Raw genomic sequence first — 24,865 nt, 5'->3', positions numbered from 1 at the left:
TGGCGGATGCCTCACCCCGCCAACCGCCAGCACACCACCGCCACCCCCAGCGGGATCAAGTACCAGGCGAACAGCCCCAGGCGACCGCTCCGCACGAAGCGGATGAGCGCCGCCAGGGCCGCGAGGCCCACGACGAACGAGACCACAAAACCGGCGGCCAGGACGTACGCGGGGGTGCCGGTGGTCCCCTCCTTGTAGGCCTCGATCCCCTCCAGCAGCCCGGCGCCGGCGATCGCCGGGATCGCCAGCAAGAACGCAAACGTGGCGGCCGACTCACGCCGCAGCCCCACACCCAACCCAGCGGCGATGGTGGCGCCGCTCCGCGAGATGCCGGGCAGGATGGCGACCGCCTGGGCGACGCCCACCGCCAGCGCGCTACGCCAGCCAATCTCTGGGTAGTCGATGCCCCCCTCGCGCCGGCGGGACGCCGCCAGCAGCACCAGGGCGGTGACCGGGAACAAGCACCCGGCAAGCAGCACGTTTTCGGTCAGTTGGGCCTCGACCTGCGGGGGCGCCAGTTTCTTGATCCAGACCCCCACGATCGCGGCCGGGATGGTCGCCAGCAGCACCAGCAGGCCGACGCGCCGGTCCGCGGTAAACAGCCGTAAGATCTCCCGCCGGTACCACACCAGCACGCTCAGCAGCGTCCCCAGGTGCAGCGTGATGCTGACTTCCAGCAGGTCCTGAGCCGGCGGGTAGCCGGCCGCCTCCAGCACGGCGTTGGCCACCACCAAGTGCCCAGAAGAACTGACCGGCAAGAACTCCGTGAGGCCTTGGACAACGGCCAGAACGATGACTTCCAGGAGCGACATACGGCTGGCGGCTGCGCCGCGGGGCTGGTGGTGGTCCGCCTGCGGCGGAGGGGCTGGGGGCTGGGGACGCGCAAGCGTGGGGCTGCGGTTCGTCCCGATCTTCGGCTAGCATCTGGCAATCCGAAAGACCCCTCCCGATCGCTTGCGCGTCCCCAGCCCCCGCGGCGCAGCCGCGCCACCCCCAGCCCCTCCGCCGCAGGCGGACCGCCCCTGTTTCATTACGACGACGGATTGTTCATCACCCGGGCCGGGTTGGCGGTCGATGTGCGGCGGCGCCAGCCGCGGGGCTTTGTTTCGCATGCGCACATGGACCACGTGGGGCGCCACGAGGTGGCCTGGGCGACTCCCGCCACCGCCGCGTTGTACAAGCACCGGCTCGGGCCCCGGATGCGGGTGCGAGAAACCCCCTACGGCGAGCCCTGGACGATGGGCCCGGTCCGGCTGACCGCGCTGCCGGCGGGGCACTGCCTGGGGTCGGCCCTGTTGCTGGCGGAGCTGGACGACCAGCGGCTGCTCTACACGGGCGATTTCCGCCTCCGGCCGTCGCTGACCGCCGAGCCGGCGACGCTGCCGCAGGCGGACACCTTGGTGATCGAGTCGACGTTCGGCCACCCCCGCTTTCAGTTCCCCGACCGCGGCGACGTTGAGACGCAGCTCTTGGAACTGATCCAGGCGACCGTGAAGGAAGGCCGCACGCCCGTCATCCACGCCTACGCGCTGGGCAAGGCGCAGGAGGTGGCGGCGCTGCTAGTGCGCCACGGCCGGCCTGTGCAGCAACACCCCGTGATCTACGCCACCAGCCGCGTGTACGAGGCGTGCGGGGTAAAGCTGGGGGTCAAGCCGTACGCTGGGCGGCCCGAGGAAGGACACGTGGTGATGACGCTGCCGCGAGGCCAGCGTGGTTGGCGGCTGGGGGGATTGGGGGAGACCGTGTCGATCGCGCTGACCGGCTGGGCGATCGACGCCAGGACCCGCACGCGGCTGGGGGTGGATCACGCGCTGCCGTTCTCGGATCACGCGGACTTTAACGAACTTCTAGAAACGGTCGAGCGCGTCGCGCCGCGGCGGATCTACGTGACGCACGGCCCACGGGGATTCGTCGACCAGTTGCTGGCGCGCGGCCACGACGCCCGACCGCTGGCGCCAGAACCCCAAAAGCGGTTGTTCTAATCAAGCGGCGCCCGTCGGCTAGTGGCTTGTTTTCGTGGGGGCCGCTCCGACCCGGGTTCCGGTTGTAGGGCCGGCAGCGGTTTTGCTGTCAGCGGATCGCCGAGCTGGCCGAACCTTGTGCTTGGTTGGCCGCTGTGCCGCCGACGACGCAAGGAAGCCCGCCCCCCCGTCCTGCCGGTTAGCGCCGCAGACGCCGCCTCGAGCCCCCCCCGCCCCGGCATGGAAGCTGTTGGCGCACCACCGCCCCGCATCGACCCGCCCCGTCCCGGGGCGGTGGTCGTCCGCATCGGCCTTGCGTGCCTCGCTCCGACGATGATCGTCACGGCCGGCTGGCTGCGTCCGGCCGGAACGGTCGAGCCCCCGAGCGATCCCCAGGGCTCGTTCACCCCCGTGGCCGAGCTTGCACTCCCGGCGCCGTCGTATGTCGACGCCTACCCCCAGGCGGCTTCTCGGCAGGGGCTGCTGGCCAACCCGTTCGCGTCATCCGTCGCCGAACCCCCACCGACGAAGCCCGCGCCGGCGGAACCCCCATCCGCCGAGCGGGCCGAGTTGGCTGAGGTGACGCTGCCGCACGCGGGGGCGTCTGAGTTCCGCTTCGCTCCCCCGCGGCTGACGTTGAGGACGCCAGAACCGGCCCCCCCCGTGCTGGCCCCCGAGGCGGTTACGGAGGACGCGCCGGCGTGGATCGCCGAGGACGAGGCGTCGTTCGCGATGCGGGTTTCGACCGCCGAGGCGCTGGCCTACACGCCTGTGTCGCGCGAGCTGAGCCGGTCGCTCGCCCCCAAGGTGCAGCAGGGCTTCCAGCTAGGCAAGAGCGGCGCCCTGTTCGCGGCCCGTGAGAAGTTCCTCGGCGTGCTGCGCAAGATCGCGTCCGCCAAGGACGCCGCGGAGCAGACGACCCGCCACAGCACGGCGCTCGAGGAGGGCCTGCTGGCGCTCGAAGAGTCGGAAGACTTCGCCACCGCGCGTGCCGTGGGGGGAGGGCCCGTGGACGTGTCGCAGGTCGCCCAGTCGCACCACACGCCGCTGCTTGAAGCGTTGGACCCGGCCGCACGCAGCGCCACGCTCCCGCACGAGGCGGCCGCCATGTACCACCGCTACGGCGAGGCCAAGCTCGGCGGCGCCGTGGCGGGCGAGCAGGCCGGGTCGATGGCGCTGTACGGCCTCGGCAAGACCTACGCCAGGCTCGCCGAACGCGAGGGCCAGCCGGCCGCCGCGGCACAGAGCCTGTCGTACTTCCGCGCCGCGACGATCGCCCACGCCGGAAACTACATGGCGGCGAACGAGGTGGGGGTCCACCTGGCGCGGTCGGGCCACTACGACGAGTCGTACCGGGCGCTGGCCGCAGCGGTGCCCCACAACCCCGACAGCAACATCTTCCGCAACCTGGCCGTGGTCGAGCGGTCGCTCGGCCGGCCGGAGCAGGCGCTGGCCGCACAGGCGCGGGCCGACCAGCTAGCGGCCGCGGAGAAGTCGACGGGGGAGTTCGCCCGCAGCCGTGGCGTGCAGTGGGTCGACCCGGCGCAGTTCCAGGCGACCACGCCCAGCTCGCCCGGGCCCGGCTCGCCCGAAGGGGCCGCCGCCATGGCGCAGCAGTCCCCCGCGGCGCCGGCGCGGCCCGCGGGCAGCCCCGGGCCGATCCGCAGCGCGCTGGGTTGGGGCGACGGCGCCCCCGCCGGGCCGTCGACCATCGTCCGTTAGTTCCGCCCTCGCTTACCGACCCGTAGCACCCCCCGATCTCCATGGCGAAGACCCGCACCCTGCCCGCCCGAATCGCGCTACCGCTGCTCATGGCGGCCTGCTTCGCGCTGGCCGGGGGTCACGCTCAGCACGCCGAGCGGCTCGCCCCCGCGGTCGCCAAGTGCCAAGCGGCCTGCTGCCAGTGCCAGCCGACCAGCCCGGCGGCGCCCAACCCCATCTGGTCGGTCGATAGCGCCGCGTCCAATGGCGCCGGCGAGCTGAGCTGGGCCTCGCGGAGCTGCGGAGATTGGCAGCGCTACGCCCAGGGCGAGTACGTCGGCCACGCCCGCCTGCCGCACGTGCCGGAGTACCGCATCCGCGTCGGCGATCAGCTCTCGCTGTTCTACCTGCGGACGCGCGAGATCTTCCGGCACGCCTACCACCTGCAGGTTGGAGACCAGGTGCGTGTCGAGTCGCTCACGGCCGGCTCGAACCCCTCAGCGAACGAGCCCGGCAGCCTCGGCGCCGCGGACGACCGGCTCGACCGCATCGTCGAGGTGCAGCCCGACGGCATGATCACGCTGCCGCTGGTGAACCGGGTGCCCGCCGCCAGCCGCACCGTCGAGGCGTTGCAGGACGACATCGGGAAGCGCTACGAAGAGTGGTACAAGGTGCCCGCGATCACCGTCACGCCGGTGAAGGTGAACACCAAGCTGGAAGACCTGGTGGCCACGGTCGACAGCCGCGCGGGAAGCGTGGGGGGCCTGCGGATCACGCTCACGGTCTCGCCGGACGGCACGATCCAGGTGCCGGGCCTGGGGAGCATCTACATCCAGGGGCTCACCCCGGACGAGGCCAAGATGGAGGTCGACGCGCGGTACGCCAACATTGTGCCGGGGGTCGAGGTGACCGTGGCGCTGCTCACGCGGGCGCCCCGCTTCATCTACGTCTTGGGCCAGGTGACCCGCCCGGGCCGGTTCACGCTGGAGGGGCCCACCTCGGTCGTGCAGGCGATCGCCCTGGCCGAGGGTTCGCGGCTCGGCGGCAACCTCCGCCAGGTGGTGGTGTTCCGCCGCGGCGACGACTGGCGGCTGATGGCGACCATGGTTGACGTCCGCGGCGCCCTGTACGGGCGGCGCCCCGTGCCGGCGGACGACATCTGGCTGAACGACTCCGACGTGGTGCTGGTCCCCAAGTCGCCGATCCAGATCGTGGACGACCTGATCGAGCAGGTCTTCACCCGCGGCGTCTACGCCGCGTTCCCGCGCGAGATCGTGTTCGGGGTCGACTTCGCCTCGGGCAGCGTGCTGTAGCGCACGTCGCAACCGCGGGCGGACGCGTTACTTCTGGTAGTAGCGGCCGGTGTTGCCGAACCGGGTGGTGTGGCCGGTGCCGGGGGCGCCCGCGCCGCCGCCGGGGCTCACGTACGAGGCCTGCTTCACCTGCTGTTGCAGCCTGCCGAGCTGGTACTGCTGCTTCTGGTTGATCGACTCCTGGTCGAGCTGCGGCCGGACGAACGTGTAGTAGTTCGGCAGTTGGCTCGCGTCTTCGGAGCGGTCGAGGTTGAGGTACGGGGAGATCACCGGCGAGCTCGACGCGCCGGGGGCGCCGGCGAAGGGCTTCGAGCCCCCGCGGCGTTGGGGCGGGGCGGCCTGCATCGTGGCGGTGGTCGGCGGCTGCGGGATCTGCGCCAGCGTGGCCCGCGCCCGCGCGCTGCCGAAGTAGTTCAGCGCGTTTTCCGTCTGCCGGGTAAGCGGGGCAGGGCCGGCCGGCAGGGCCGCGGCCCCCACGGGCATGGGCGTCGCTGCACGCACGCTCAACCCCGGCCGGGGCTGCGCCGTTGTGTCGACAAAATTCCGCCAATCGGCCACCTCGTTGCCCCAGATCAGCCGGTTCGTGTACTCGCCCCGGGGTCCCTGGGCCGCCGCGCCCGCGGCGCACAGGGCGAAGAACAACGACAATGCGGTCCGTGCTTGCATGGTTTCGCTCCGGCGATCGGCTCGGTCAGATGGCTCTGAGATTGGGCCCGGCGCATAGGCCGGCATGTTCGGAATAATCGGCACAACCGGACCGCGTGCTTGCGTGCGATGCCCCCGCCGCGGCGGATTCAATCGATCAGCGGCGCCAGCAGCCGCAGCGCGCCCTGGGGGTCGCCCGCCCCGCAGCGCCGCCGCGCCGAGTCGATACGGTCGACCATCGCTGCCTCGAACGGCGCCCCCTCGCCCGCCGGCGGCGCCGCCGGCAGCACGCCGGCGATCGCCCGCAGGAGCGCGTCGATCCCCTGCCCGGTGCGGGCGCTGGTCGCAAGGCGTGGGTCTTCCGCGGCGAGCGGCGGACCCGTGTCGCACTTGCTGGCGACCGCGATCCGGCGGGCGCCGCTGGCGCCGGCATCGAACCAGGCCCCCTCCCCTGCCCCGCCCTCGCCGGGCCCCTCCGACAGCTCGATCACCACGTCGGCCCGCCGCAGCCGCTCGATGGCCAGCGACACCCCTTCCCGCTCTACGGCGTCGGTCGCGTCGCGCAGCCCCGCGGTGTCGCTCAGCTCGACAGGCCAGCCGTCGATGGCGGTGCGGCTGGCCACCACGTCGCGCGTGGTGCCCGGCTGGTCGAACACCACCGACCGCTCGTAGCCGAGCAGCGCGTTCGCGAGGCTGCTCTTGCCGACGTTCGGCGACCCCGCGATCACCACCCGCCACGGGTGGACCAGGTGGAGCCCGACCGGGGCGTGCCGCAGCAGCCGGTCGAGCGCGGCGCCGGCCGCGTCGCACTCGCCGCGGTCGAGGCGGTCGCGGACCCCCCGCAGCGCCCGGTCGAGCGCCCCCTCAGCTTGATCCCACAGCACGGCCGCGGCGCGCAGCGTGGTCGCTTGGCCGAGCATGGCCAGCGCGGCGGCGGCCGTGGGTGGGCTCGCTTGGGGCGTCGGCTCAGCCTCGACGCACCCGGCCGCTGCCAGTGCCCGCACCACGCCCCGCACGGCGGCGTCGCCGCCGTGGCAGTGCACCTCGACCGCGTCCGGCGGGCGCCGGACCACGATCAGCTCTTCGCCGTCCCGCGCCAGCCAGCGGCCCAGGCGGATCGCACCGGGGGGCTGGTCGCTCACCTTCACCCCCGAAGCGGGCAAGAAACAGGCGTCGACCGCTTCGGCGGCCCGTGGTCCCGCGACCCCCACCACCGCTACCGCGCCGCGGCCGGGGGGCGTGAGCACGCACACAGCGGTCGCCCCGGCGGCGGTCATCGTCCCGGCCCGCCGACGGTGATCGCGATCCCCGCGAGCACCAGGTGGGGGACGTAGCGCACCGCGTAGTCGGGCCCGCCGATCAGCCGCGCTACCGAGGGCGCCGCGCCGCCGGTGAGCAGGACTTGTGGGGGGGCGACCAGGCGGTCGCGTTGCCGGGCGATGACCTCACGGATGGCGCCCACCGCCCCCCAGAACAGCCCGGCGCCGATGGCGTCCTGGGTGTTGCGTCCCACGGCGTCGGGGGCGCCGGAAAGCTCGTCGAACGGCGTGTCGGGTAGCCGGTCGGTGCCGGCCGCCAGGGCCCGGGCCGCCAGCGCGATCCCCGGCAGGATGGCGCCCCCCTCGAAGGCGCCGTCGGGCGACACTAGGTCGACGGTGATCGCCGTGCCGAGGTCGACCACGATCGCCCCCACCCCGGGCCGCCGCTGCTGGTTGGCCGCGGCCGCGGCCAGCAGGCGGTCGATGCCCACCTTCTCCGGGGCGTCGGTGCGGTTCTCGATGGGCACGTCCCGGTTCTCGATCTGCTGGAGGGAGATCGCCCGCCCCCGGCCGTCGGCCCAGGCCCGGGCCTGCTCGATAAACGCCGCGGCCGCAGCCGTGTTGACCGCGGCCAGGGCGACCCGCAGGGGCCCCTCGGGGCCGAAGACCTGCTCGAACGCCGCGGCCCCCTCGCCGGCGCGCCACCAGGCAACGCACCCCGGTTCTGGCAGCGGCCCCTCGGCGGCGCCTTCGAACCGCCCGAGCTTGACCCGGCTATTGCCTACATCCACGGCGATCATCTGCAGGTATTAGCTGTTAGGTGTTGGGTGTTAGCTCTCGGGGCCACGTGGGGGCCCAATAGCGGCCGACCTAAGGTCGGCGCGCCCCGGAGGGGCCTCGGAGGGGCCTCCCGAGGACCTGGCGCCCGATAGGGCCCCGTTCGGTTGACGCTCCGACGCTTCAAGCTATGCTTTGTGGTGCTGGTGTCCAGCCGCCGAACCAGGGCCCGTGGCGGAATTGGCAGACGCGCAAGGTTGAGGGCCTTGTGCCCGCAAGGGCGTGCTGGTTCGACTCCAGTCGGGCCCACTGCGTTTTCGAGCGGCCGGAACATCAGAGCGTCGTGCAACAACCCGCTCTTTGAGCGGGTTGTTGCTGTTTTATCCCCGGCCAAACCCCAAATCCCAGCGCCGCAATGCCGAGCCTATCCGACGTCATGCAGGACGCCATCAACGAACAGATTGGCAACGAGTTGCACGCCTCGTACAGCTACCTGGCCATGAGCGCCTGGTTGAGCCACCAAGAGTTCCACGGTTCGGCGGCCTGGATGCGGGCCCAGAGCCAGGAAGAAAACGCCCACGCGATGAAGCTGTACGACTTCCTGGTCGCCCGCGGCGGCCGCGTGAACCTGCGTCCGATCACCCAGCCCAACCAAGAGTTCAAGAGCGTGGCGGACGTGTTCAACAGCGCGCTGGCGCAGGAACAGGGCGTCACCGTGCAGATCGAGAAGCTCTACGAGCTGGCGTTCCACGAGAAGGCGTTTGCCGCGCTGGTGGAACTCGAGTGGTTTATCCGCGAGCAGGTCGAAGAAGAAAAGACGCTCCGCGAGATCGTGCACAAGTTCAAGCTGATCGGCGACGACGGCGCGTCGCTCTTGGACCTCGACCGAGAGCTAGCCGGCCGCCAGCCCGAAGCGCCTTCGGCAGAGTAGCCCGAAGCGCCCGGGGCCAGAGCAGCCCGAAGCGCCCGGGGCGCAGCGCCCTGCCCGGCTGGAAGCCCCAATGACCAAGCCTAAATGACCAAGCCCCAATGACTAATACGCGTAGGCGATCGCCTACGCGTATTGGTCATTGGGGCTTGGTCACTGGGTATTCTTTTCGCTACTGAGCGTAGCGCTGCCATTCCAGGTACAGGAACACCAGCCCCACGATTACCGCCAGGAGCGACAGCACCAGCATCACCGTGTAGACGGTGGTGGGCGACTTTTGCGGGACGACGCTCCGCGGGCTAGCTAAGGTCGAGTCGGGTAGCGACACGATCGTTCTCCTGGATGGGGCCTTGCTGATAGCGCTTGTCGACCTTGCCCACGGCGCGGTCGGGGTAGGTCTTGGTGATCTCAACCCGGCCGAGGTACTTGCCGCCCTCGCGGAACACCTCAACGGTGTGGCCGGCGCGGAGGCCGTCGTCGGAGCCGATGGTCAGCTCGACAAACTGCTCGCCCGACCGCTTGCCCGTCGCGCTGACGAACCCGTCGACCCGCGGCTTGGTGGCGTCCACCGGCAGCGCCGGGTCGAGGCCGTTGTTCTTCATCACGGTGGTCATGCGGGCGGTGTCGGTCAGCAGGTCGCGGGACCGCTCGGTGGCGAGCTCCAGGTCGTTCCGCACCGCGTGCAGCTCCTCGGTGGCGTCGAGCGTCTTGACGAACAGCTCGTCGCGGTTGGTCTGCGTCTGCCGGATCTCTCCCCGCAGCCCGTCGACCTCGTCTACGAGCCGGGCGTTGTTCTTCTGCGTGGCGTCGAGCGCGGCGATCGCTTCGCGGTTCTCTTGGTTGCGTTGGTCCAGGGCCTGCTGGATCGTGGCGTTGCGCGATTCCAGCAGCTCCCGTTCCGACTCCAGCTTGCGGATCTGCTGGCTGCGGGCCTCGATCTCGCCCTGCAGTTCGGCGTCGAGCCGGTTGTACGAGGCGATCTTGTTCTCGAGGTCGGAGCGGGACTGCGTCAGCTCGCTCTCGCGCTTCTTGGCGATCTCTTCCCAGTTGCGGTGGGTCGCGTAGACCTGGATGCCCACGAACATGAACAGGATCGAGAGCACAAAGATGACGACGACGAGGATCTTGCCAATAAAGTTCATCGTGTGCTCCGCGGCCCGCGGCCCCTCGGGTAGATGCTACCGACGGGCGAAGGACCAGGGTTCTGGTTGCTGGAAACGGTTCGGGGCGGCCCCTTGGCGCCACTCCGTTGACAGAAGCCGGACGCCGTCGTGGCGGCCGGGCGGGGCGAAGAACCGCCCTGCGAAACCTCAGTATACTCAGCGAGGAAAATCGCTGTCAATTTTTCCGCCCGGCGTAAACCGTTGGCTGGTATGGCTTTCCGGGCCGGTTGTAGGGATTGCAGCCCGGCGGCGAGCCGCCGGCCCTGGCTGACGGCGGCTTTCGCTGGGCTGCTCCGGCGGCTTACGCCGACGGCTCGCCTTGCTCAGCCGCGGGGGTGGCAGGCGCAGCCCCCTCCGCAGCCGCCGCCGCCCCCCATCGCACTGCCCCCCGATTCACTGCGGGCGCCGCCCGACGCGTGGGCCACCGGCACGCTCAGCAGCTTCATCAGCTTGCCGCTGCCGCAGCCGGGGCAGGTGGGGTCCGGGTCCGACGGGCGCACGAGTTGTTCCGACTGGGCCTGACAGTCGCGGCAGACGAAATCGAACAGGGGCATGTGGTTTATCCCGTTACGGAGCGGCGCAAAAAGTGGTTCATCGCGACACGTTTCATAGCGCCGAGTCGGGGCGGCGGAGCACCTCGTTCAGCAGCACCGCCTGCTGCATGCCGCTGGGTGTGCTGAGCATGGAGAAGAGCTGCTCGGCAGGGGTCGGCCCCGCAACGGCAGCCGCGGGCGCCTGCTCGCGGGACTGCAGCTTGCCGAGCCGGTGGTCGAACGTCTGGTGCAGGCGGGCCTCAAGCCGCTCGTCACTCTGGGCGATGTCGTCTCCCATGTGGGCGGCGTTCTCGGCCAGTTGCGACTCTGCCAGGTGCTTCAGCCGGTCTCCCACCGCGCGTTGCGGGTCGACCTTGTGCTCAAACGCTGTGGGCGTGGGGGCCGACGCGGGCTGCTGCTGGTCCTCGGACAGGCGTTTGCGGCGCGGCGGTTCGGGCGTGTCCTCGACCAGCAGTTCCAGCCGCGGCCGGCGTGGCGGGCGGGCCGGCTGGGCAGCGGCGGGGCGCTTCTCCGGCCCCCTATTCTCAGGCGCCCTGCCGGTACGGCGGAGGAAATCGTCTACCTCGCTGCGCAGGTCGTTTTGCGGCCGCCCCGCGGCGGCGGCTGCGGGGGGCGTCGGCCGGACGGGGGGCTTCTTGGCGCCCGGTTGCGGCTGTGGCTTCTCGCCCTTGGCCGCCTCGAACACCTGCCGCACGACCCAGAAAATGATCAGCAGCAGCGGCGCCAGGGCGCGGAGCCAATCGGCGTCGGCCAGCGGTAGCAGCGTTGTGGTCATGAGTAATGGCTCGGCGTTTCTTTCACCACGGATAGCACGGATCGCACAGATACGAAGTTGGCCACGAACAAGGCACAAGCGAAATTCAACGGGCCCTAGTCTCGATGGTCTAGCTTTTGCCGATCCCGCTTGCGAATGTCAACCACCCGTGTCCATCCTGCTGCAACACGCACTCATCTGCTTTCTTGTGCTTCTTTGTGCCCTTTCGTGGCCATCTCAAATCCGCGTCATCCGTGCTGCCGGTGGTCAACTAGATTCAACGTTTCCCGCTCAGGGCGATCGCCTGACGCATGTCGGTGTCTGCCTGCACGTTGCGCAGCTTGTAGTAGTCTAGGATGCCCAGCTTCCCGGTGCCAAACGCCTCGGCCATCGCCTTGGGCACCTCGGCCTCGGCCTCGACCAGCTTCGCGCGGTTCTCTTCGATGGTGGCGAAGTTCTCTTGCTCTTGAGACACGGCCATCGCCCTGCGACCCTCGGCCTGGGCGCGGGCTACGCGGGTGTCCGCCTCGGCCTGGTCGGCCTGCAGGCGGGCGCCGATGTTGTCTCCGACGTCGATGTCGGCGATGTCGATCGAGACGATCTCGAAGGCCGTCTGCGAGTCGAGCCGGCGGGCGAGCACGGTCTTCGAGATGCGGTCCGGGTTCTCGAGCACGTCCTTGTGGCTGTCGGCCGACCCGATGGCGCTGACGATCCCCTCGCCCACGCGGGCCACGATCGTCTCCTCGGTGGCGCCGCCGACCAATTGGTCGAGGTTCGCCCGCACCGTGACCCGCGCCTTGACCTTGAGCTGGATGCCGTTCTTGGCGACCGCGTCGAGCGAGGGCCGCTTGCTGCTGCGGGCCGGGCAGTCGATCACCTTGGGGTAGACGCTGGTCTGCACCGCCTCGAGCACGTTGCGGCCGGCCAGGTCGATGGCCGTGGCGCGGCGGAACGACAGGTCGATGATCTTCGCCTTGCGGGCGGCGATCATCGAGCGGATCACCAGCGGCACGTTCCCCCCCGACAGGGCGTGGGCCTCGAGGGCCTTGGTGGTTAGTTCTTTGTCGTCCGTCAGCCCGGCCTGCACGGCCATGATCTTGCTGCGGACGATCACCGTTGGGTTGACGCGGCGCAGGCTCATGCGGATCAGGTCGAGGAACCCGATCCCGGCGCCGGTGGTGAAGGCCTGGATCCACAGCCGGAAGAACTTGGCCAGCACCACGAACACCACCAAGAACACCACCAACGCCAGAAACAGCAGCGCCAGGGTGAGGGTGTTGCTATCGAACAGACCTCCGCGTCCTTCCTGTGCGAATGGAATCGTAGTGAGCAGAGCGTTATTCATGGACAGAGCAGGGTCCCGGGTGCGTATTGAGTACTTCTGTTGTAAGCCGGCGTGGGCGGCGGAACAAGCTTGGCGGGGAGTGCGTGCGACCCCAAAAGCAAAGCATTCCACCAACTAGCCGACGGGCTCCGCCCCGTCGTGTGCACCTCACTGAGCGTCAACTCCGGTCGGCGACGGGGCGGAGCCCGTCGGCTAGGGGGGCGGTATCTCTGTCTACACCAAGGGGTCGTCGAGCGAATCGAGCCCCAGGTCCTCGATCGGGCGGTCGAGCATGTCGGCGGGGTCCTCGTGCCCCGGGCGTTCCCCCTCGCCCGCGGGGCGGACCACCACACGGTTGCCGCGCACCTCTACGACCTTCACGTACTGCCCCGGGTCGATCGCCTGGCCGCGGGTGATGCAGTCGATCATCCGGCCGTCGATCTCTACGGCGCCGCTGGGGAGCATCTTGCTGCGGGCCACGCCCACTTTTCCCAGCAACACGCGGCGGGGGTCGTTTACGGCTACGTCTTCGGGGCGGGTCGGCTCGCCCAGCAGGTGGCGGCCCAAACGCGTGTGCGGCAGCCAAGTGAAGGCCCCCCAGATCACCAGCGGCAGCAGCACCACCACAACGCCGGCAAACGGCAGGCTCCGCGCCGCGCCCCCCGATTGATGCGCGTAGTACACCGCGGCCGCCAGCGACGCCAGCGAGAAAAAGCCGAGGAACCCACCCGACGGGAAGAACACCTCCGCCACGACCAGCAAGAAGCCGAGCGTGGCCAGCACGACGGCGAGCGTCATGGGATCGACAACATTCATGCGCTTAACTTAGACCTCGGTGACCAGGAACGAGGCGGCGACCGCAAAACCGCGCCCGCCCACCGCTGGCCCCATCCGGCCATCCCGTTCCGCACGCCATTCTACCCTACCCGCCGCACCAGCACCCGGTTGGCGCGGGCCGAGACCACCTCGACCTTGGCGCCACGGTCGATGATCTGCCCGTCGGCGATCACGTCGACCAGCTCGCCGCCGATCTCGGCCCGGCCGGTAGGCATCAGGTTGGTGGCGGCCGTGCCGGTGGCGCCCACCAGGTAGGCGTAGTCCACCTGCTGCTCGCGTTGATCGATCTCTGCCAGCTCTTCCTCGGCCAGCGGCTGCAGCAGCATCCGGCGGAACAGCGGCGACTGCGGCAGGTAGCTGCGCAGCGCGAACGCCACAATGATGGTCCCCAGCCCCGCCCCCGCCACCGTGGCCATGCTGGTCCGCAGCTCGGCGAGCTGGCTGGCGGTCTGCGGCAGCACGAAGGTTTGGCTCATCAGCACCAGCGCCGCTAGCACCATGGCGCCCCCGCCCAGCCCAAACACGCCGAGCCCCGGCAGCACGAACACCTCTAGCAGGATGAAGCACAGGCCCATCAGCAGCAGCATCGCCTCCAGCCACTGCGCGGTGCCGTCTAGGTACTTGCTCCAGAAGAATAGCGACAACGCAACGATGGCCAGGAAGCCGCCGATCCCCATGCCGGGGGAGTGCAGCTCGATGTAGGCGCCGACGCAGGCCACCAGCAGCAATAGCGCCGCCAGCCCAGGCGAGGCGAGCGCCTCCACCAGCTCGAGCGCCCAGTTGGGCCGCGCCACGCGCAGCTCGCCCTGGAAGCCGTAGAGCTGCTTCAGCCCGTCAAAAGTGTCGACCGTCCGCCAGGCGACCCCCAGCTCTTGCGCCCGCGCCGCGTCTAGCCGCAGCGGCTTTCCCGGGGTGGTGATGGCCTCGCCCTGGATCCACTGGGGGGCGTCTGGCTGTTCGGCCGCTTCGGCCTCGCAGAACAGCCGCGTCTGGCCCGACTCGCGGTTGGTGTAGCGGTAGACGGCGAGGTTCGGGTCGATCGTGGCCGCCAGCAGCGACCAGGGTTGGTCGGTACGCTTGGACAGCCCGCGGCGGACCGCCGCCACCGCGGCCTGCAGCGACTGCTCTTGCTGGGCGGCCTGCTCCGGCCCCTGCGGGCCGCCAAACATCCCGGGACGCCGCCGGTCGGGGCGCCGCGGGGGGGGGCCCGGCTGCGGCCCCTCTGCCTGGTCGGCGTCCACGCCGCCGATCTGCGCGTCGGGCTGCATCACCAACTGATCGCACGCCAGCGCCGCCAGCGCCGCGGGGCCCAGCGCCTCGCGCGGCACGTAGGCCACGGTGCGCACCTGCGAGCTGTCGAGCTCCGCCAGCGAGCTGGCCAGCTCTGCGCCGGCCGCAATGTCGCCGCCGGCCGAGCTGATCCGCAGCGCGATCCAGTTGACGCGCGACTGCTCGAGCTCTGTGCCGATCAGCGTTTGCACCTGCCGGGCCAGCCGCCGGGTGATCGGGCCTTGGATGTCGATCACCACCGGTCGCCACGAATCGATGAGCGTCTGGTCTTCTTCCAGCGACTCGGCGGGCACCCTCAGCGCCCGGGCGAGCGACTCTCGGTCCGGGGCCAGCGTCGCGAAGCCGTACTCGAACGCCTCGCGACCGGTCACCGAGCCGAGCGTCCCGGCCAGAAACAACGCCTTCTTGCTGACGACGGTCTCGGTTTCTTCGAGGCCCGGCAGCTCGTCGGAGGTGACGTACCGCGGCCCGTCTTCGGTCTCGACGCGCAGCACCTCGAGGCGTCGGTCGAGCATGCCCCGCACGATCGCTTCGGGCGCGGTGCGGCGGGCGTCTGCGATCTGCACGTACAGGCTCTCGATGCCGCGCTCGATCGGCCGCCGCGGGTCTTCGTCGATCCCTGCTTCGCCCAGCTCTGCGTCGGGCGCCATCACGATCTCTTCGCAGGCCAGCGCCAGCAGCACGCCGTGCCCCTTGATGGTCTCGGGGATGTAGGCCACGGTCTTGACCCCCTGGGCGCTGTCGCTGGCGAGGAAGCGCGCCAGCCCCAGCACACGCTCGAACTCGGCGCCCTGGCCGAAGGGGGCCTCTCCCTGCTTGGGGGTCTGCGGGTCGAGCCAAAGCACCAGCACGCCGCGCCGGCCCGGGCCCGATTCTTTGGCAAGCTTGTCGATGGCGCGCTGCAAGACCCCTTGGTAGAGCTGGTCGGCGGCGCCGGCGATCGGCAGCCTCACGCGCACCATCACCGCCGGCGTCGGCGCTTCCTCGGGCTGCTGCTGAGCACAAAGCGTCGCCGCCGCCAACAGGATGAGCGACGCCGGCCCCGCGAGGCGGGCGTGTTGCTTGATGTGGCTCATGGTCTTGGGTTCCGTTCCGTGGGCTCGACCTTGCAAGGCGACCCCGATCGGGGGCGCCGGCCGCGAATTATAGGGCCGCTCTGAGGGTTGGGCAAAACGATGCGCTCTACCGTGGTTCTATCGCACACCCGGGTTGTTCGCTGCGGGCCGGCAAAAATCGTGTTTCTAGCGGAAACCCAAGAGTGGCCGGCTCTCACGGCGGCTGCTAACCTGGAGATAGCGGCCAAACCGCTTGCGGCCGCTTGACCCGCGCCGCCCCGACGGCCGACGCCGCCGAGAACCTCAAAACCGGCATGCGAACAGAAGACAACCCCGCCGAAGCGACGAGCCCCGAGCCCCCGGAGCGCGCGGCAGGGCCGGCGCCGGCCGGGGAGAATCCCTCCGCTGAGGCCCCCAGCGATGGGCCCAAGGGCGATGGGCCCCAGGGCGGCGGTCCCCAGGGCGACGGGCCCGCCGGCCAGGGCCCCGACGACGAACCGGCGCCGGAAGAACGCGGCGGCGTTTGGGCCGATGTGCTGCAGGGCAGCCCGAGCTGGCTGGTGAGCCTGGCGGTTCACATGCTCATCCTGATCGCGTTCGGCCTGTGGCTGCTGCCGCAGCTCCCCAAGCCCGAGACGAACCTGCTGGGGACGCAGCTCGGCGAGGTCGAGGACCTCGACTCCATCGACGACATCCTGCTCGACCCGGTCGACATGGAGGTCGAGGAGCTGACGGAGCTGCAGCCCGACACCGAGGTGCTGGCCGACGAGGTCAGCATGTCGCAGTTCAACGAATTGACCGAGGCGCCCAGCGCGGTCGAGCTGTCCGACCTGGGATTGACGACCGCCCCGATCGCGACGCCGACCGACCTGCAGGGGTTCGACGGCACGGGCACCACCGGCCGGGGCCAGATGGCCCGCAAGCAATTGGTGCGGCGCGGCGGGGGCAACGAGGCCAGCGAGACCGCCGTGGGGCTCGCCCTGAAGTGGCTCGCCGAGCACCAGAGCCCAGACGGCTCTTGGAGCCTGATCCACAACACCGGCGCGTGCCAGGGGCGTTGCGGCAACCCCGGCACCTACCCGCAGAGCGCACGCGCGGCCACGGCGCTGGCGCTGTTGCCGTTCCTGGGCGCGGGTCAGACCCACGAGGAAGGGAAGTATCAACGCGTTGTCGAGCGCGGGCTGGCGGCGCTGGTGCGGATGGGGAAGCCGGAGAACGTGGGCGCCTCGTGGAGCGACCCAGGCGTCCCGGTGATGTATTGCCACGGCCTGGCCTCGATCGTGCTCTGCGAGGCGCTGGGGATGTCTGACGACAGCAGCCTGCGGGCGCCGGCGCAGGGGGCGATCGACTTCATCGTCTACGCCCAGGACCAAAAAGGGGGGGGCTGGCGCTACAAGCCGCGCGAGCCGGGCGACACCTCGGTCGTGGGCTGGCAGATCATGGCCCTCAAGAGCGGACACCTCGCCGAGTTGAGCGTCCCGGCCTCGACCATCAAGCGCGCCAACCAGTTCCTCGACTCGGTCGAGAAGAAGAACGGCTACGTGTACGTCCCCGGCAACGGGCGGACAACCAACTCGATGACGTCGGTGGGACTGCTGTGCCGCATGTACATGGGGGTCAAGCAAGACGACCCCGGACTGATCGCGGGCGCCAAGCGGATCGCGAAGGCGGGACCCTCTGCGGACGACTACTACTACAACTACTACGCTTCGCAGGTGTTGTTCCAGCACACCGAGGGACGCGGCCCCATGTGGGACACGTGGAACGAGAAGATGCGTGACCAACTGGTCAATCAGCAAGAAATGCGCGGGCACCTCAAGGGGAGCTGGTTCGTCCCCGACCGGCACAACGACCGTGCGGGCCGGCTTTACACGACCAGCCTCGCGGCGATGACGCTCGAGGTCTACTACCGCTACCTCCCCATCTACGGCGCGAAGGCGGTATCCACCGAGTTCCCCGAGTAGCGCGGGGCCCCAATCGCGGGGCGATCGCGTGGGCTACTAGCGCGCCGTGTCGTGGTAGCGGCTGCGAAGCGCCACGCTCAGCTTGCCGGTCGATTCCACCTGCAGCGTGCCTCCGGGCGCCAGACGCGGCTCCGCGATGCCGATCGGGCCGGTGAGGTCGGCCGACACCGCCCGGCAGCCCTCGATCTCGAGCGTCAACGGGCCGGCGACCAGCAGCCTCATCTGACCGCGCTCGTGCGAGGCGGCCTCGATCTCGGCGTCGCACACCGCGCACGCGCGGCCCGCGATCGTTTCGATGCGCCGCAGCGTGAGGTCGAACCGCTGCGCGGCGCCGAGCTGCTTGCCGATGCCGAGCATCCGCTCGGCGATCTCTGGGGGCAGCTCTACGCGCTGGCCGACCGCGACGGTCTTGCCCGCCAGGTACTCGGCGAGCGGGTTGGGTTGGCCGAGCGCTTCCATGTTGGCGGCGACGATCGTGTATTCTTCCATCCGCGGCAGTTGGCCGTCGGGGGTGGTGACGCGCAGGCCGTCGTCCACGCGCTGGCAGTGGTAGCGTTTGTTCTCGATCGGTTCGGCAACCGCGGGCCCGGGGCCGTCGGACTGTGAGACCGCCCCAAAGCGTACGTCGGCGGCGGTCATCAGCCCGTCTTCGACGCGCCGGGCGGTGACGACCCGGGTCAGCTCTCGCCGCACGCGAGCGTCTGATTCTTCGACCACTTCGGCGCCCCGCCGGGCGCGGGTGCTCAGCGCCAGCTCGACCCGCGTGTGCTGTTCCGACTGCTCGCCAATCTGCGGGGCACGGGACACGAACGTAGCGGACTGCGCCGACGCGAGCGTCGGCGAGAGTGCTAGCAGCAGCGCGCCCAGGCGCATGGAGAGGGGGCCCTTCATCGCGCGGGATGCTCGCAACAGTCACCGGGCGCGTCAAGACCGCAAGGGCTGGCCGTCGGCGTCAGCGGCAGACGGCCCGCCCTTGGGGGGGCAGATCGGGGTAGGTGGCCGCCCGGGGCGGTGCTATAAGTCGCAGCCGAATCCCACTCCAACCTCGACGAGCCAGCGCATGGAAGCCACCGCCCGCCGCGCCACGATCCTCTGCACACTCCTGTTAACGGCCCCCGCCCTCGCGCAGGCCCAGGCGCCGCAGGCCGGCGCGCCGTTCCAGCTCAACACGATCGAGCAGGCGTACCTCGACCAGGTGCTAGACAAGTGGGAGCAAGAGAGCAGCAAGGTCACCACCTTCCAGTGCCCGTTCGACCTGCACGTCTACAACATCTACAGCCCCGCGCCCGACAAGGCCTACAAGTACGAGTCGGGCAAGATCAGCTACCAGAAGCCGGACAAGGGGAGCTTCCAGGTCGAGAAGCAGCAGGTCTGGCAGTGGGACCCGCGGACGCCGGGCGACACGTCGTCCCCCACCGGCAAGTACGTCGAGAGCAAGGCCGATGCGCTGGGCCAGCACTGGGTGTGCGACGGCGAGGCGATGTACGAGTACAAGCACGACGACAAGAAGCTGGTGGTCCGCACTATCCCGCCCGAGATGCGTGGGCAGGGGATCGTTGACGGGCCGCTGCCGTTCATCTTTGGCGCCCCCGCCGCGAAGCTCAAAGAACGCTACTGGATGCGGATCGACCCGCGGGCGCCCGAGGGGATGGTCCGCCTGGTGGCGGTCCCCAAGACGCAGCGCGACGCCGCCAACTACCGCTCGGTTGAGGTGATGCTCGACCGCCAGAAGCTGATGCCGACCGCCATCCAGATCAACGTCCCCGACGGCAGCCGCGAGACGTACGTGTTCGACGTCTCGCAGATGACGGTCAACAGCCGGGTCACCCAGCTCTGGAACCAGTTGTTCGCCAAGCCCAGCACCCCGTGGGGGTGGACCCGCGTCGAAGACGACGCCGCGGCCGCGCCGCCGGCGCAGGCTCAGGTCCCCCAAACCGCGCCCAGATAACCAGCGCCACCCGAAGCAGCCCCAACGATACGCGCTAGCGCCTAATCGCCGCCGGCTTACGCACCGGCGGCTATCCGAGGATCTCGCGGTAGACTTCCGCTACCTGCTGCGCCATCGCGACATCGGAGAACCGCTCCGCGTGCCGGGCGATCGCCGCGGCGCTGAGCGCCGCGTAGCTGAGCTCGCGGGAGGTGATGCGGCTGATCGCCGCGGCCAGCGCCGCCGGGTCGCCCGGCTCGACCAGCAGCCCCGTGCGGCCGTCGGACACCGCCTCGCAGACCCCTTCGCAACGGGTGGCGACGATCGGCAGCCCCGCGGCCATGGCCTCGAGCACCACCATCGGCAGCCCCTCGCCGAACAGGCTGGGGAGCGCCAGCAGGTCGATCGACGCGAGTTCACGATCCACCCGGTCGGTGAAGCCGGTCCAGTCGACCACGCCGGTCAGCTCCAGTTCCGCTGCCAGGGCCAACAGCTTCTCTTCGTAGGCCGGGGTCTCGAACGGCCCGACCATCCGCAGGCGTGCGTCGCAGCCCTGCCGCCGGAGCCCGGCCAGCGCGGCCAGCATCGTCTCGGCGCCCTTGCGCGGGCGGAACAGGGCGACCATGCCGATCGTCCAGCGGCCGGTCGGCGGCAAGCGGGGCGCCGCGCGCTGCGCGGCCGGCACGCCGTTGAGCACACAGGCGATCCGGTCGGCGGGGACCCCCATCGAGCGTGCGTAGTCGACCAGCGTCGGCGAGACGACGATCGCTCGCTTGGCGTCCGCCACGCTGTAGCGCTCGATACGCGTGTTGATCCAGTTCTGCACACGCCGCGTCGAGTCGCGGCTGGTGGGGCTGTGGACGTGGTACACCAGCGGGGTCGCGGTGCGACGCGCCGCCAGCGACGCCACCAGCGCCGCCCGCGGCGTGTGGGCGTGAATGATCTGGTAGTCCCCTTCGTAAACGGCCCGCTCGATGTCGCGGGCGACGCTCAGGTCCCAGCGCGAGCGCATGGCCAGTTCGGTCAGGGGCGCCTCGGTCGAACGCCGCACGTCGCCGAAGCGGCCCGCCTTGAGGCTCACAAAGCCGACGTCGAAGCCCTGCTCCGGCAGCCGCAGGGCGAGCAGGTCCTGAACGCGCTCGGCGCCGGCGTAGTGCTCGCCGTTGATCACGTGCAGCACGCGCACGCGCGGCCTGGCGATCGCCGGGGGCAGCGGTTGGGGGGGCGTCCAGGGGATAGCGGTCATGGCGCGGGGGCTCGCGGTTTGGGGTCTCGCAAGCCTAGGTCATGCAGAACGGGCGGGAGGCGGCACGACCCGATCGACCCGCAGAAGCGGAACTCTCCCGTTGCGAGCCGGGTCGTTCCCGACCCCGGCGCGTCGCAATCCAGGCTCTACTCAGACGCGCCGGGGTCGGGGACGACCCGGCTCGCGGGATGGCGGGTGCGTGGTTGAATGGTCCCCCGTGGCAGCCGATGATGGAGCGTCGCCTCGCCCCGTCAAAATGGAATCACGTTGGTTGATCGATCCGCCAGGGGGCTGCTCGCCCCATCCCGCGCGTGCTTGGTCGCACTGGCCGCGCTGGGGGCGTCGCTGCTCGGGTCGGCCGACGGGGCGCCTTGGACGGTAACTCTGAGCGGCATCCACGGCATCGACCCGGGCGCGTTTGTCGGCGTCAGCGAGCTGAGCGGCGTGGCCTACGCCGGGCCGACCCAGGGGGGCGCGCACCGCTTCCTGGCCGTCTCCGACGGCGCCGGCGTGCTGACCAGCCTCGACGTGACGTTCTCTGCCACGGGCGCCATCACGTCCGCGGCAGCGGCGGCGACGCTCACGCTGGGCGTCAACCGCGACTTCGAGGGCGTAGCGCTCGTGCCCGGCGCCCCGGACCGCGTGTATCTCAGCGAAGAAGGGACCCCGGCCGTGCGCGCGTACGACCTGACGACCGGCGCCGAGGTCCAGTCGCTGTCGACCCCGGCGGTGTTCGCAACCCGGCGCGGCAACCGCGGCTTCGAATCGCTGGCCGCGTCGCCCGGCGGCGGGGCGCTGTGGACCGCCAACGAAGACGCCCTCACGGCCGACGGCCCCGCGACGACCACGTCGGCCGGGTCGGTGGTGCGGCTGCTGCGCTACGACCGATCGGGCGCCACGTACGCCCCGGCGCAGCAGTACGCCTACCCGCTCGACGCGATCCATGCGGCGCCCCTGTTCGGCCAGCCCCAAGCCGGCCTCTCCGACCTGGTGGTCTTGCCGGACGGCGCCCTGGTGGCGATGGAGCGGTCGTTCGCGGCGACGCTGTCGGTGAGCTATCGGCACCGCCTCTACCTGGTCGACGCTTCTACGGCGACCGACGTCGGCACTGGGCTCCCCGCGTCGGGGCTGATCGGCAACGCCTACGCGCCGGTCACGAAGACGCTGCTGTGGTCAGGGACGGTCAACGGGTCGAGCGGCCAGAACCTGGAGGGGCTCACGCTTGGGCCGCAGTTGGCCGATGGCTCGTGGGTGCTGTTGGGTGTGGTCGACGACAGCAGCGGCGGCGACCCATTTAGCACGCTGAGCGTCGTCTCGTTTGTAGCGACCGCGCCCACGCCAACCACCCCGGGCGACTACAACGGCGACGGCGCCGTGGACGCCCGCGACCTGGACGCCTGGCGCGCCAGCTACGGCAACCTGTCTCCAGCGGGCCTGGGGGCAGACGGCAACGGCGACGGCCAGGTCAACGCCGCCGACTACACCGTGTGGCGTGACGCCCCGGCGTCGCCGGCCCCCGTCGGCCCCGCCTCGGTCCCCGAACCCTCTGCGTTGTGGCTTGCCGGCGTCGGGTTGTGTCTGTCCGCAATCGCTCGAAAATCTGGATGGCTGGGCAAATAGGGCAAACGCGGGTGCTTTACTGGTTCCTAGCAGGGCCTTAGAATCTGCGGGAGATTCGCTTTTTTCCTGTATCTAGGAGCGTTTGAAATGCGCACGTTGCCCGCCCTTCTCGTGTTGATTTGTCTGGTCGCTCTGCCGGTGCGCGTCGAGGCGATCGACCTTAGCCAGTTCAACTTCTCGCAAAAGGTGCACGACGCGCTCGCCAAGGTGCAGGCCCGCGTGGATGAGGCGCGCAGCAAAGTCGCGAATCTACCGTCGTACACGATTCCTTCGTTTACGATCCCGACGTTCAATATCCCCAGCTACACGATCCCCACCGTCCACATCCCGACGTTCCCGATCCCGGTGATCACTCACCCGTTAGACGCTTGCCAGATCGCGGATTCGGTCCAAGGGAAGTTTGAGACCGATTTCAGCGGTCTTCAGATGGACTACGACGACGGGCTGGCCAACATCTCCGACTTCTTCGAGAGCCCCGAGTACACCGCCGTGGTCAGCGGCGTCGAGCACCTCATTAGCAAGCACGATATCTTCCTCAATGGGGTCGAGCTGTCGATCGACGCCCTCGGCCGCCCCGCCGACGCGCTCAACCGGTCGATCAGCCGCTTTGACGACCTGGTGAACAAGATCGGCGCCCTCAACCTGCCCGGCAACGCCGCGGCCCACGTCGAGGCGGCCCTAGGTCTGGCCGAGAACCGGGTGCTGAGCATCCGCGATCGGCTGCTGGAGCCGCAGATGGCCCTGGCCGGCAAGCTGGAGGGGTACCAAGAGTTCAACACCGAGATGCAAGACTACCTCGACTCGATCATCGACGCCGCGTCGGAAAACGGTACAGAAGTCGGCCTAATGACCTCGGTTTCGGCCGCCGGCGGCGTGACGCTCACGAACAATTACGTGTACTCGCTGCCCGTAATGAGCGCCAGCGCCACAAGCGGCACGCAGCTCGCTGTTAGCGGCGCCGCCGTGCCCGAGCCGGCCGCGTGGGTGCTGCTGCTGGGCGTAGCCGCCGCCGCGGGGACGCTGCGCCGCAAGCGGTAGAACCTAGGCGACGACCGACACCGTTTGCAGGCTGCTGTCGAGCGCGTGGGGGTACGCCCCCGCGCTCAGCAGCCGCTGGGCGATGCTCACCAGCGGCGCGGTGATCGTCTCGCCCGGCATCACCAGCGGGATGCCGGGGGGGTAGAAGGCGATCGTCTCTGCGCACGTCCGCCCCACGGCCGCTGGGAAGCTCACGGTTTCTTGCTCGGCCAGCGCCGCCTCGCGGGGCGTTGCCGCCTGTGGCGGGAGCGGGGGCTGCAGCATGTCCGCGGTGAACGCCTCGCCGTCGCGCACCGGCTTCGGGTTCTCAGCGATGTGGGCCAGCCCCGCCAGCAGCCGCTGGCGGGCCTCTTCGGGGTCGCCCGGGCCCAGCACCAGCACGATGCTGAACGGGTCGCTCATCTCGTCCTCGATGCGGTAGGCGTCCGAGCGTAGCAGCAGCTCTGCCTCGTACCCGGTCCACCCCGCGCCGGCGACGTTGATCGTCATCCGCAGCGGGTCGATCTGATGCCGGGCCAGCTCCGGGTGCTCTCCTGCCGCCAGCACCCGCAGCCCGGGTAGCTGGTTGATGCGCTCGGCCAGCCGGCGGGCCTGTGCGACCGCGTCGGCGAACAACGCCTCGCCCTGCTCGGCGAGGGTCAGCCGAGCGGCGTCCAGCGACGCCAGCAGCAGCAGGCTGGCGCTGGTGGAGTGCAGCAGGTTCAGCGTGGCGCGCACACGTGCGGCGGGCACGGCAGAGCCCTGGCCGCGGTGCAGCACCGCGGCGCCCCCGAGGGCGCCGAGCGTCTTGTGCCAGCTCTGGGCGACCAGGTCGGCGCCGTAGTCGAGCGCCGCGGTCGGTCGCCCCTCGCTGTTGGGACAGAACCGCAGGTGGGCGCCGTGCGCCTCGTCCACCAACAGCTTGACGCCCCGCTCGCGTGTGAGCCGGCGGGCCGGTTCTAGGTCGACCGCCAGCCCGTAGTAGCTGGGGCGCGTCAGCAGCACCGCGGCCGCATCGGGATGGGCGTCCAGCCCCGCGCGTAGCGACGCCTCGCTCACGCCCAACGCGCCCGACTCGGCCAGCACGTCGTGCCGCAAGAACCGCGGCCGTGCGCCCGACAGCACCAGCCCCCCCACCACCGAGCGGTGGACGTTCCGCGGCAGCAGCACCACGCCCCCTGGGGGGACCGCGGCCAGCAGCATCCCCGCCACGGCCTGCGTGCTCCCCCCAGCCAGGAAGTACGTGTCGGCCGCCCCGAACAACTGGGCCGCGAGGCGCTCGGCGTCCGCGATACACCGTGTGGGGTGCAACAGGCTATCGGTCGCCGTCATCGACGGCAGGTCGAGCCCCCAAGCCGCGTCCCCTAACACGGCGCGCAAACTCTGCGGCGCGAACGGCCCGTACTTGTGTCCCGGGGTGTGGAACGGGAAGTATCCCGCGCGGGCGTAGGCGGCGAGCGTATCGACGATCGGAGCGGGCACGGCGTGTAGGGTGCACGTAGTGCACCAATGCGGCTGGGTTCGGTTGGC

General features: G+C 70.3%; 22 protein-coding genes and 1 tRNA gene. 9 read left to right on the top strand and 14 right to left on the bottom strand.

Features of this window, described 5'->3' with window-relative positions:
- Window positions 1-11: 11 nt before the first annotated feature.
- Window positions 12-812 (bottom strand): undecaprenyl-diphosphate phosphatase, encoded by an 801-nt coding sequence (locus Pla175_RS23790; RefSeq protein ID WP_145291489.1) that lies wholly within the window; start codon window positions 810-812, stop codon window positions 12-14.
- 231 nt (window positions 813-1,043) lie between these two features.
- On the opposite strand from Pla175_RS23790, the gene Pla175_RS23785 reads away from it, so the two are divergent.
- The 3 genes from Pla175_RS23785 (at window position 1,044) to Pla175_RS23775 (ending at window position 4,975) form a co-directional block, all read left to right on the top strand.
- Window positions 1,044-1,982, top strand: coding sequence for an MBL fold metallo-hydrolase RNA specificity domain-containing protein (locus Pla175_RS23785; RefSeq protein WP_145291487.1), 939 nt, complete (start codon window positions 1,044-1,046; stop codon window positions 1,980-1,982).
- Window positions 1,983-2,201: 219 nt separating this feature from the next.
- Window positions 2,202-3,683 carry a hypothetical protein gene (locus Pla175_RS23780; protein WP_145291485.1) on the top strand — a complete coding sequence of 494 codons (1,482 nt, stop codon included), beginning with the start codon at window positions 2,202-2,204 and terminating at the stop codon, window positions 3,681-3,683.
- 41 nt (window positions 3,684-3,724) lie between these two features.
- The gene (locus tag Pla175_RS23775; RefSeq protein ID WP_145291482.1) at window positions 3,725-4,975 is read left to right on the top strand and encodes a polysaccharide biosynthesis/export family protein; all 1,251 of its coding nucleotides are present in this window, start codon (window positions 3,725-3,727) and stop codon (window positions 4,973-4,975) included.
- Window positions 4,976-5,002: 27 nt separating this feature from the next.
- Here Pla175_RS23775 and Pla175_RS23770 read toward each other — a convergent pair whose 3' ends face one another.
- From Pla175_RS23770 to Pla175_RS23760, 3 genes are all read right to left on the bottom strand, one after another.
- Window positions 5,003-5,641: a hypothetical protein gene (locus tag Pla175_RS23770; protein WP_145291480.1), complete on the bottom strand. Its 639-nt coding sequence runs from the start codon at window positions 5,639-5,641 to the stop codon at window positions 5,003-5,005.
- Between the two features lie 128 nt (window positions 5,642-5,769).
- The gene (locus Pla175_RS23765) at window positions 5,770-6,897 is read right to left on the bottom strand and encodes a GTPase (protein ID WP_145291477.1); all 1,128 of its coding nucleotides are present in this window, start codon (window positions 6,895-6,897) and stop codon (window positions 5,770-5,772) included.
- On the bottom strand, window positions 6,894-7,679 hold the full coding sequence (locus Pla175_RS23760; protein ID WP_145291475.1) for a type III pantothenate kinase: 786 nt from the start codon (window positions 7,677-7,679) through the stop codon (window positions 6,894-6,896). The genes Pla175_RS23765 and Pla175_RS23760 overlap by 4 nt, the downstream gene beginning before the upstream one ends.
- A gap of 202 nt (window positions 7,680-7,881) precedes the next feature.
- Here Pla175_RS23760 and Pla175_RS23755 point away from each other — a divergent pair.
- Window positions 7,882-7,965 (top strand) — tRNA-Leu (locus tag Pla175_RS23755).
- 106 nt (window positions 7,966-8,071) lie between these two features.
- Window positions 8,072-8,587 carry a ferritin gene (locus Pla175_RS23750; RefSeq protein WP_145291473.1) on the top strand — a complete coding sequence of 172 codons (516 nt, stop codon included), beginning with the start codon at window positions 8,072-8,074 and terminating at the stop codon, window positions 8,585-8,587.
- Between the two features lie 169 nt (window positions 8,588-8,756).
- Here the strand turns inward: Pla175_RS23750 and Pla175_RS26315 are convergent, their stop codons facing one another.
- From Pla175_RS26315 to Pla175_RS23720, 7 genes are all read right to left on the bottom strand, one after another.
- A complete protein-coding gene (locus Pla175_RS26315; protein WP_197527111.1) occupies window positions 8,757-8,912 on the bottom strand; it encodes a hypothetical protein in 156 nt (51 codons plus the stop codon).
- The gene (locus tag Pla175_RS23745; protein WP_145291470.1) at window positions 8,884-9,726 is read right to left on the bottom strand and encodes a hypothetical protein; all 843 of its coding nucleotides are present in this window, start codon (window positions 9,724-9,726) and stop codon (window positions 8,884-8,886) included. Before Pla175_RS23745 ends, Pla175_RS26315 begins: the two co-directional genes overlap by 29 nt.
- Window positions 9,727-10,070: 344 nt before the next feature.
- The gene (locus Pla175_RS23740; RefSeq protein ID WP_145291468.1) at window positions 10,071-10,301 is read right to left on the bottom strand and encodes an FmdB family zinc ribbon protein; all 231 of its coding nucleotides are present in this window, start codon (window positions 10,299-10,301) and stop codon (window positions 10,071-10,073) included.
- Window positions 10,302-10,353: 52 nt separating this feature from the next.
- Window positions 10,354-11,076, bottom strand: coding sequence for a hypothetical protein (locus Pla175_RS23735; protein WP_145291466.1), 723 nt, complete (start codon window positions 11,074-11,076; stop codon window positions 10,354-10,356).
- 256 nt (window positions 11,077-11,332) lie between these two features.
- Complete coding sequence (gene floA / locus Pla175_RS23730; RefSeq protein ID WP_145291464.1) at window positions 11,333-12,400, bottom strand: flotillin-like protein FloA; 1,068 nt, start codon at window positions 12,398-12,400, stop codon at window positions 11,333-11,335.
- Between the two features lie 213 nt (window positions 12,401-12,613).
- Window positions 12,614-13,195, bottom strand: coding sequence for an NfeD family protein (locus Pla175_RS23725; RefSeq protein WP_145291461.1), 582 nt, complete (start codon window positions 13,193-13,195; stop codon window positions 12,614-12,616).
- A 101-nt stretch (window positions 13,196-13,296) separates the two neighbouring features.
- Window positions 13,297-15,582 (bottom strand): NfeD family protein, encoded by a 2,286-nt coding sequence (locus tag Pla175_RS23720; RefSeq protein WP_145291459.1) that lies wholly within the window; start codon window positions 15,580-15,582, stop codon window positions 13,297-13,299.
- A gap of 242 nt (window positions 15,583-15,824) precedes the next feature.
- Between Pla175_RS23720 and Pla175_RS23715 the strand changes: the two genes are divergently transcribed.
- Window positions 15,825-17,525: a prenyltransferase/squalene oxidase repeat-containing protein gene (locus tag Pla175_RS23715; RefSeq protein WP_197527110.1), complete on the top strand. Its 1,701-nt coding sequence runs from the start codon at window positions 15,825-15,827 to the stop codon at window positions 17,523-17,525.
- A 36-nt stretch (window positions 17,526-17,561) separates the two neighbouring features.
- Here Pla175_RS23715 and Pla175_RS23710 read toward each other — a convergent pair whose 3' ends face one another.
- Window positions 17,562-18,416, bottom strand: a complete 855-nt coding sequence (locus Pla175_RS23710) for a hypothetical protein (RefSeq protein WP_145291455.1) — start codon at window positions 18,414-18,416, stop codon at window positions 17,562-17,564.
- A gap of 169 nt (window positions 18,417-18,585) precedes the next feature.
- On the opposite strand from Pla175_RS23710, the gene Pla175_RS23705 reads away from it, so the two are divergent.
- Window positions 18,586-19,473: a hypothetical protein gene (locus Pla175_RS23705; RefSeq protein WP_145291453.1), complete on the top strand. Its 888-nt coding sequence runs from the start codon at window positions 18,586-18,588 to the stop codon at window positions 19,471-19,473.
- Window positions 19,474-19,543: 70 nt separating this feature from the next.
- Here Pla175_RS23705 and Pla175_RS23700 read toward each other — a convergent pair whose 3' ends face one another.
- Window positions 19,544-20,698, bottom strand: coding sequence for a glycosyltransferase (locus Pla175_RS23700; protein ID WP_145291450.1), 1,155 nt, complete (start codon window positions 20,696-20,698; stop codon window positions 19,544-19,546).
- Between the two features lie 267 nt (window positions 20,699-20,965).
- Here Pla175_RS23700 and Pla175_RS23695 point away from each other — a divergent pair, with 267 nt between their 5' ends.
- A complete protein-coding gene (locus tag Pla175_RS23695) occupies window positions 20,966-22,318 on the top strand; it encodes an esterase-like activity of phytase family protein (RefSeq protein WP_145291448.1) in 1,353 nt (450 codons plus the stop codon).
- A gap of 87 nt (window positions 22,319-22,405) precedes the next feature.
- Window positions 22,406-23,356, top strand: coding sequence for a PEP-CTERM sorting domain-containing protein (locus tag Pla175_RS23690; RefSeq protein ID WP_145291446.1), 951 nt, complete (start codon window positions 22,406-22,408; stop codon window positions 23,354-23,356).
- Window positions 23,357-23,359: 3 nt separating this feature from the next.
- On the opposite strand, the gene Pla175_RS23685 is transcribed toward Pla175_RS23690, so the two are convergent.
- Window positions 23,360-24,817, bottom strand: a complete 1,458-nt coding sequence (locus Pla175_RS23685; RefSeq protein WP_145291444.1) for an aminotransferase class I/II-fold pyridoxal phosphate-dependent enzyme — start codon at window positions 24,815-24,817, stop codon at window positions 23,360-23,362.
- Window positions 24,818-24,865 lie beyond the last annotated feature (48 nt).

It is taken from the genome of Pirellulimonas nuda (assembly GCF_007750855.1).
In the GTDB taxonomy this organism is placed as follows: domain Bacteria; phylum Planctomycetota; class Planctomycetia; order Pirellulales; family Lacipirellulaceae; genus Pirellulimonas; species Pirellulimonas nuda.
This window is presented reverse-complemented; position numbering and strand designations above follow the sequence as displayed.

Excerpts from the sequence above, each read along its gene's own strand:
- Pla175_RS23710 (WP_145291455.1), bottom strand. The coding sequence starts at position 18,416 with ATGAAGGGCCCCCTCTCCATGCGCCTGGGCGCGCTGCTGCTAGCACTC.
- Pla175_RS23780 (WP_145291485.1), top strand. The coding sequence starts at position 2,202 with ATGGAAGCTGTTGGCGCACCACCGCCCCGCATCGACCCGCCCCGTCCC.
- Pla175_RS23770 (WP_145291480.1), bottom strand. The coding sequence starts at position 5,641 with ATGCAAGCACGGACCGCATTGTCGTTGTTCTTCGCCCTGTGCGCCGCG.
- Pla175_RS23725 (WP_145291461.1), bottom strand. The coding sequence starts at position 13,195 with ATGAATGTTGTCGATCCCATGACGCTCGCCGTCGTGCTGGCCACGCTC.
- floA (WP_145291464.1), bottom strand. The coding sequence starts at position 12,400 with ATGAATAACGCTCTGCTCACTACGATTCCATTCGCACAGGAAGGACGC.
- Pla175_RS23760 (WP_145291475.1), bottom strand. The coding sequence starts at position 7,679 with ATGATCGCCGTGGATGTAGGCAATAGCCGGGTCAAGCTCGGGCGGTTC.
- Pla175_RS23775 (WP_145291482.1), top strand. The coding sequence starts at position 3,725 with ATGGCGAAGACCCGCACCCTGCCCGCCCGAATCGCGCTACCGCTGCTC.
- Pla175_RS23735 (WP_145291466.1), bottom strand. The coding sequence starts at position 11,076 with ATGACCACAACGCTGCTACCGCTGGCCGACGCCGATTGGCTCCGCGCC.
- Pla175_RS23745 (WP_145291470.1), bottom strand. The coding sequence starts at position 9,726 with ATGAACTTTATTGGCAAGATCCTCGTCGTCGTCATCTTTGTGCTCTCG.
- Pla175_RS23705 (WP_145291453.1), top strand. The coding sequence starts at position 18,586 with ATGGAAGCCACCGCCCGCCGCGCCACGATCCTCTGCACACTCCTGTTA.
- Pla175_RS23765 (WP_145291477.1), bottom strand. The coding sequence starts at position 6,897 with ATGACCGCCGCCGGGGCGACCGCTGTGTGCGTGCTCACGCCCCCCGGC.
- Pla175_RS23790 (WP_145291489.1), bottom strand. The coding sequence starts at position 812 with ATGTCGCTCCTGGAAGTCATCGTTCTGGCCGTTGTCCAAGGCCTCACG.
- Pla175_RS23720 (WP_145291459.1), bottom strand. The coding sequence starts at position 15,582 with ATGAGCCACATCAAGCAACACGCCCGCCTCGCGGGGCCGGCGTCGCTC.
- Pla175_RS23740 (WP_145291468.1), bottom strand. The coding sequence starts at position 10,301 with ATGCCCCTGTTCGATTTCGTCTGCCGCGACTGTCAGGCCCAGTCGGAA.
- Pla175_RS23750 (WP_145291473.1), top strand. The coding sequence starts at position 8,072 with ATGCCGAGCCTATCCGACGTCATGCAGGACGCCATCAACGAACAGATT.
- Pla175_RS23690 (WP_145291446.1), top strand. The coding sequence starts at position 22,406 with ATGCGCACGTTGCCCGCCCTTCTCGTGTTGATTTGTCTGGTCGCTCTG.
- Pla175_RS23700 (WP_145291450.1), bottom strand. The coding sequence starts at position 20,698 with ATGACCGCTATCCCCTGGACGCCCCCCCAACCGCTGCCCCCGGCGATC.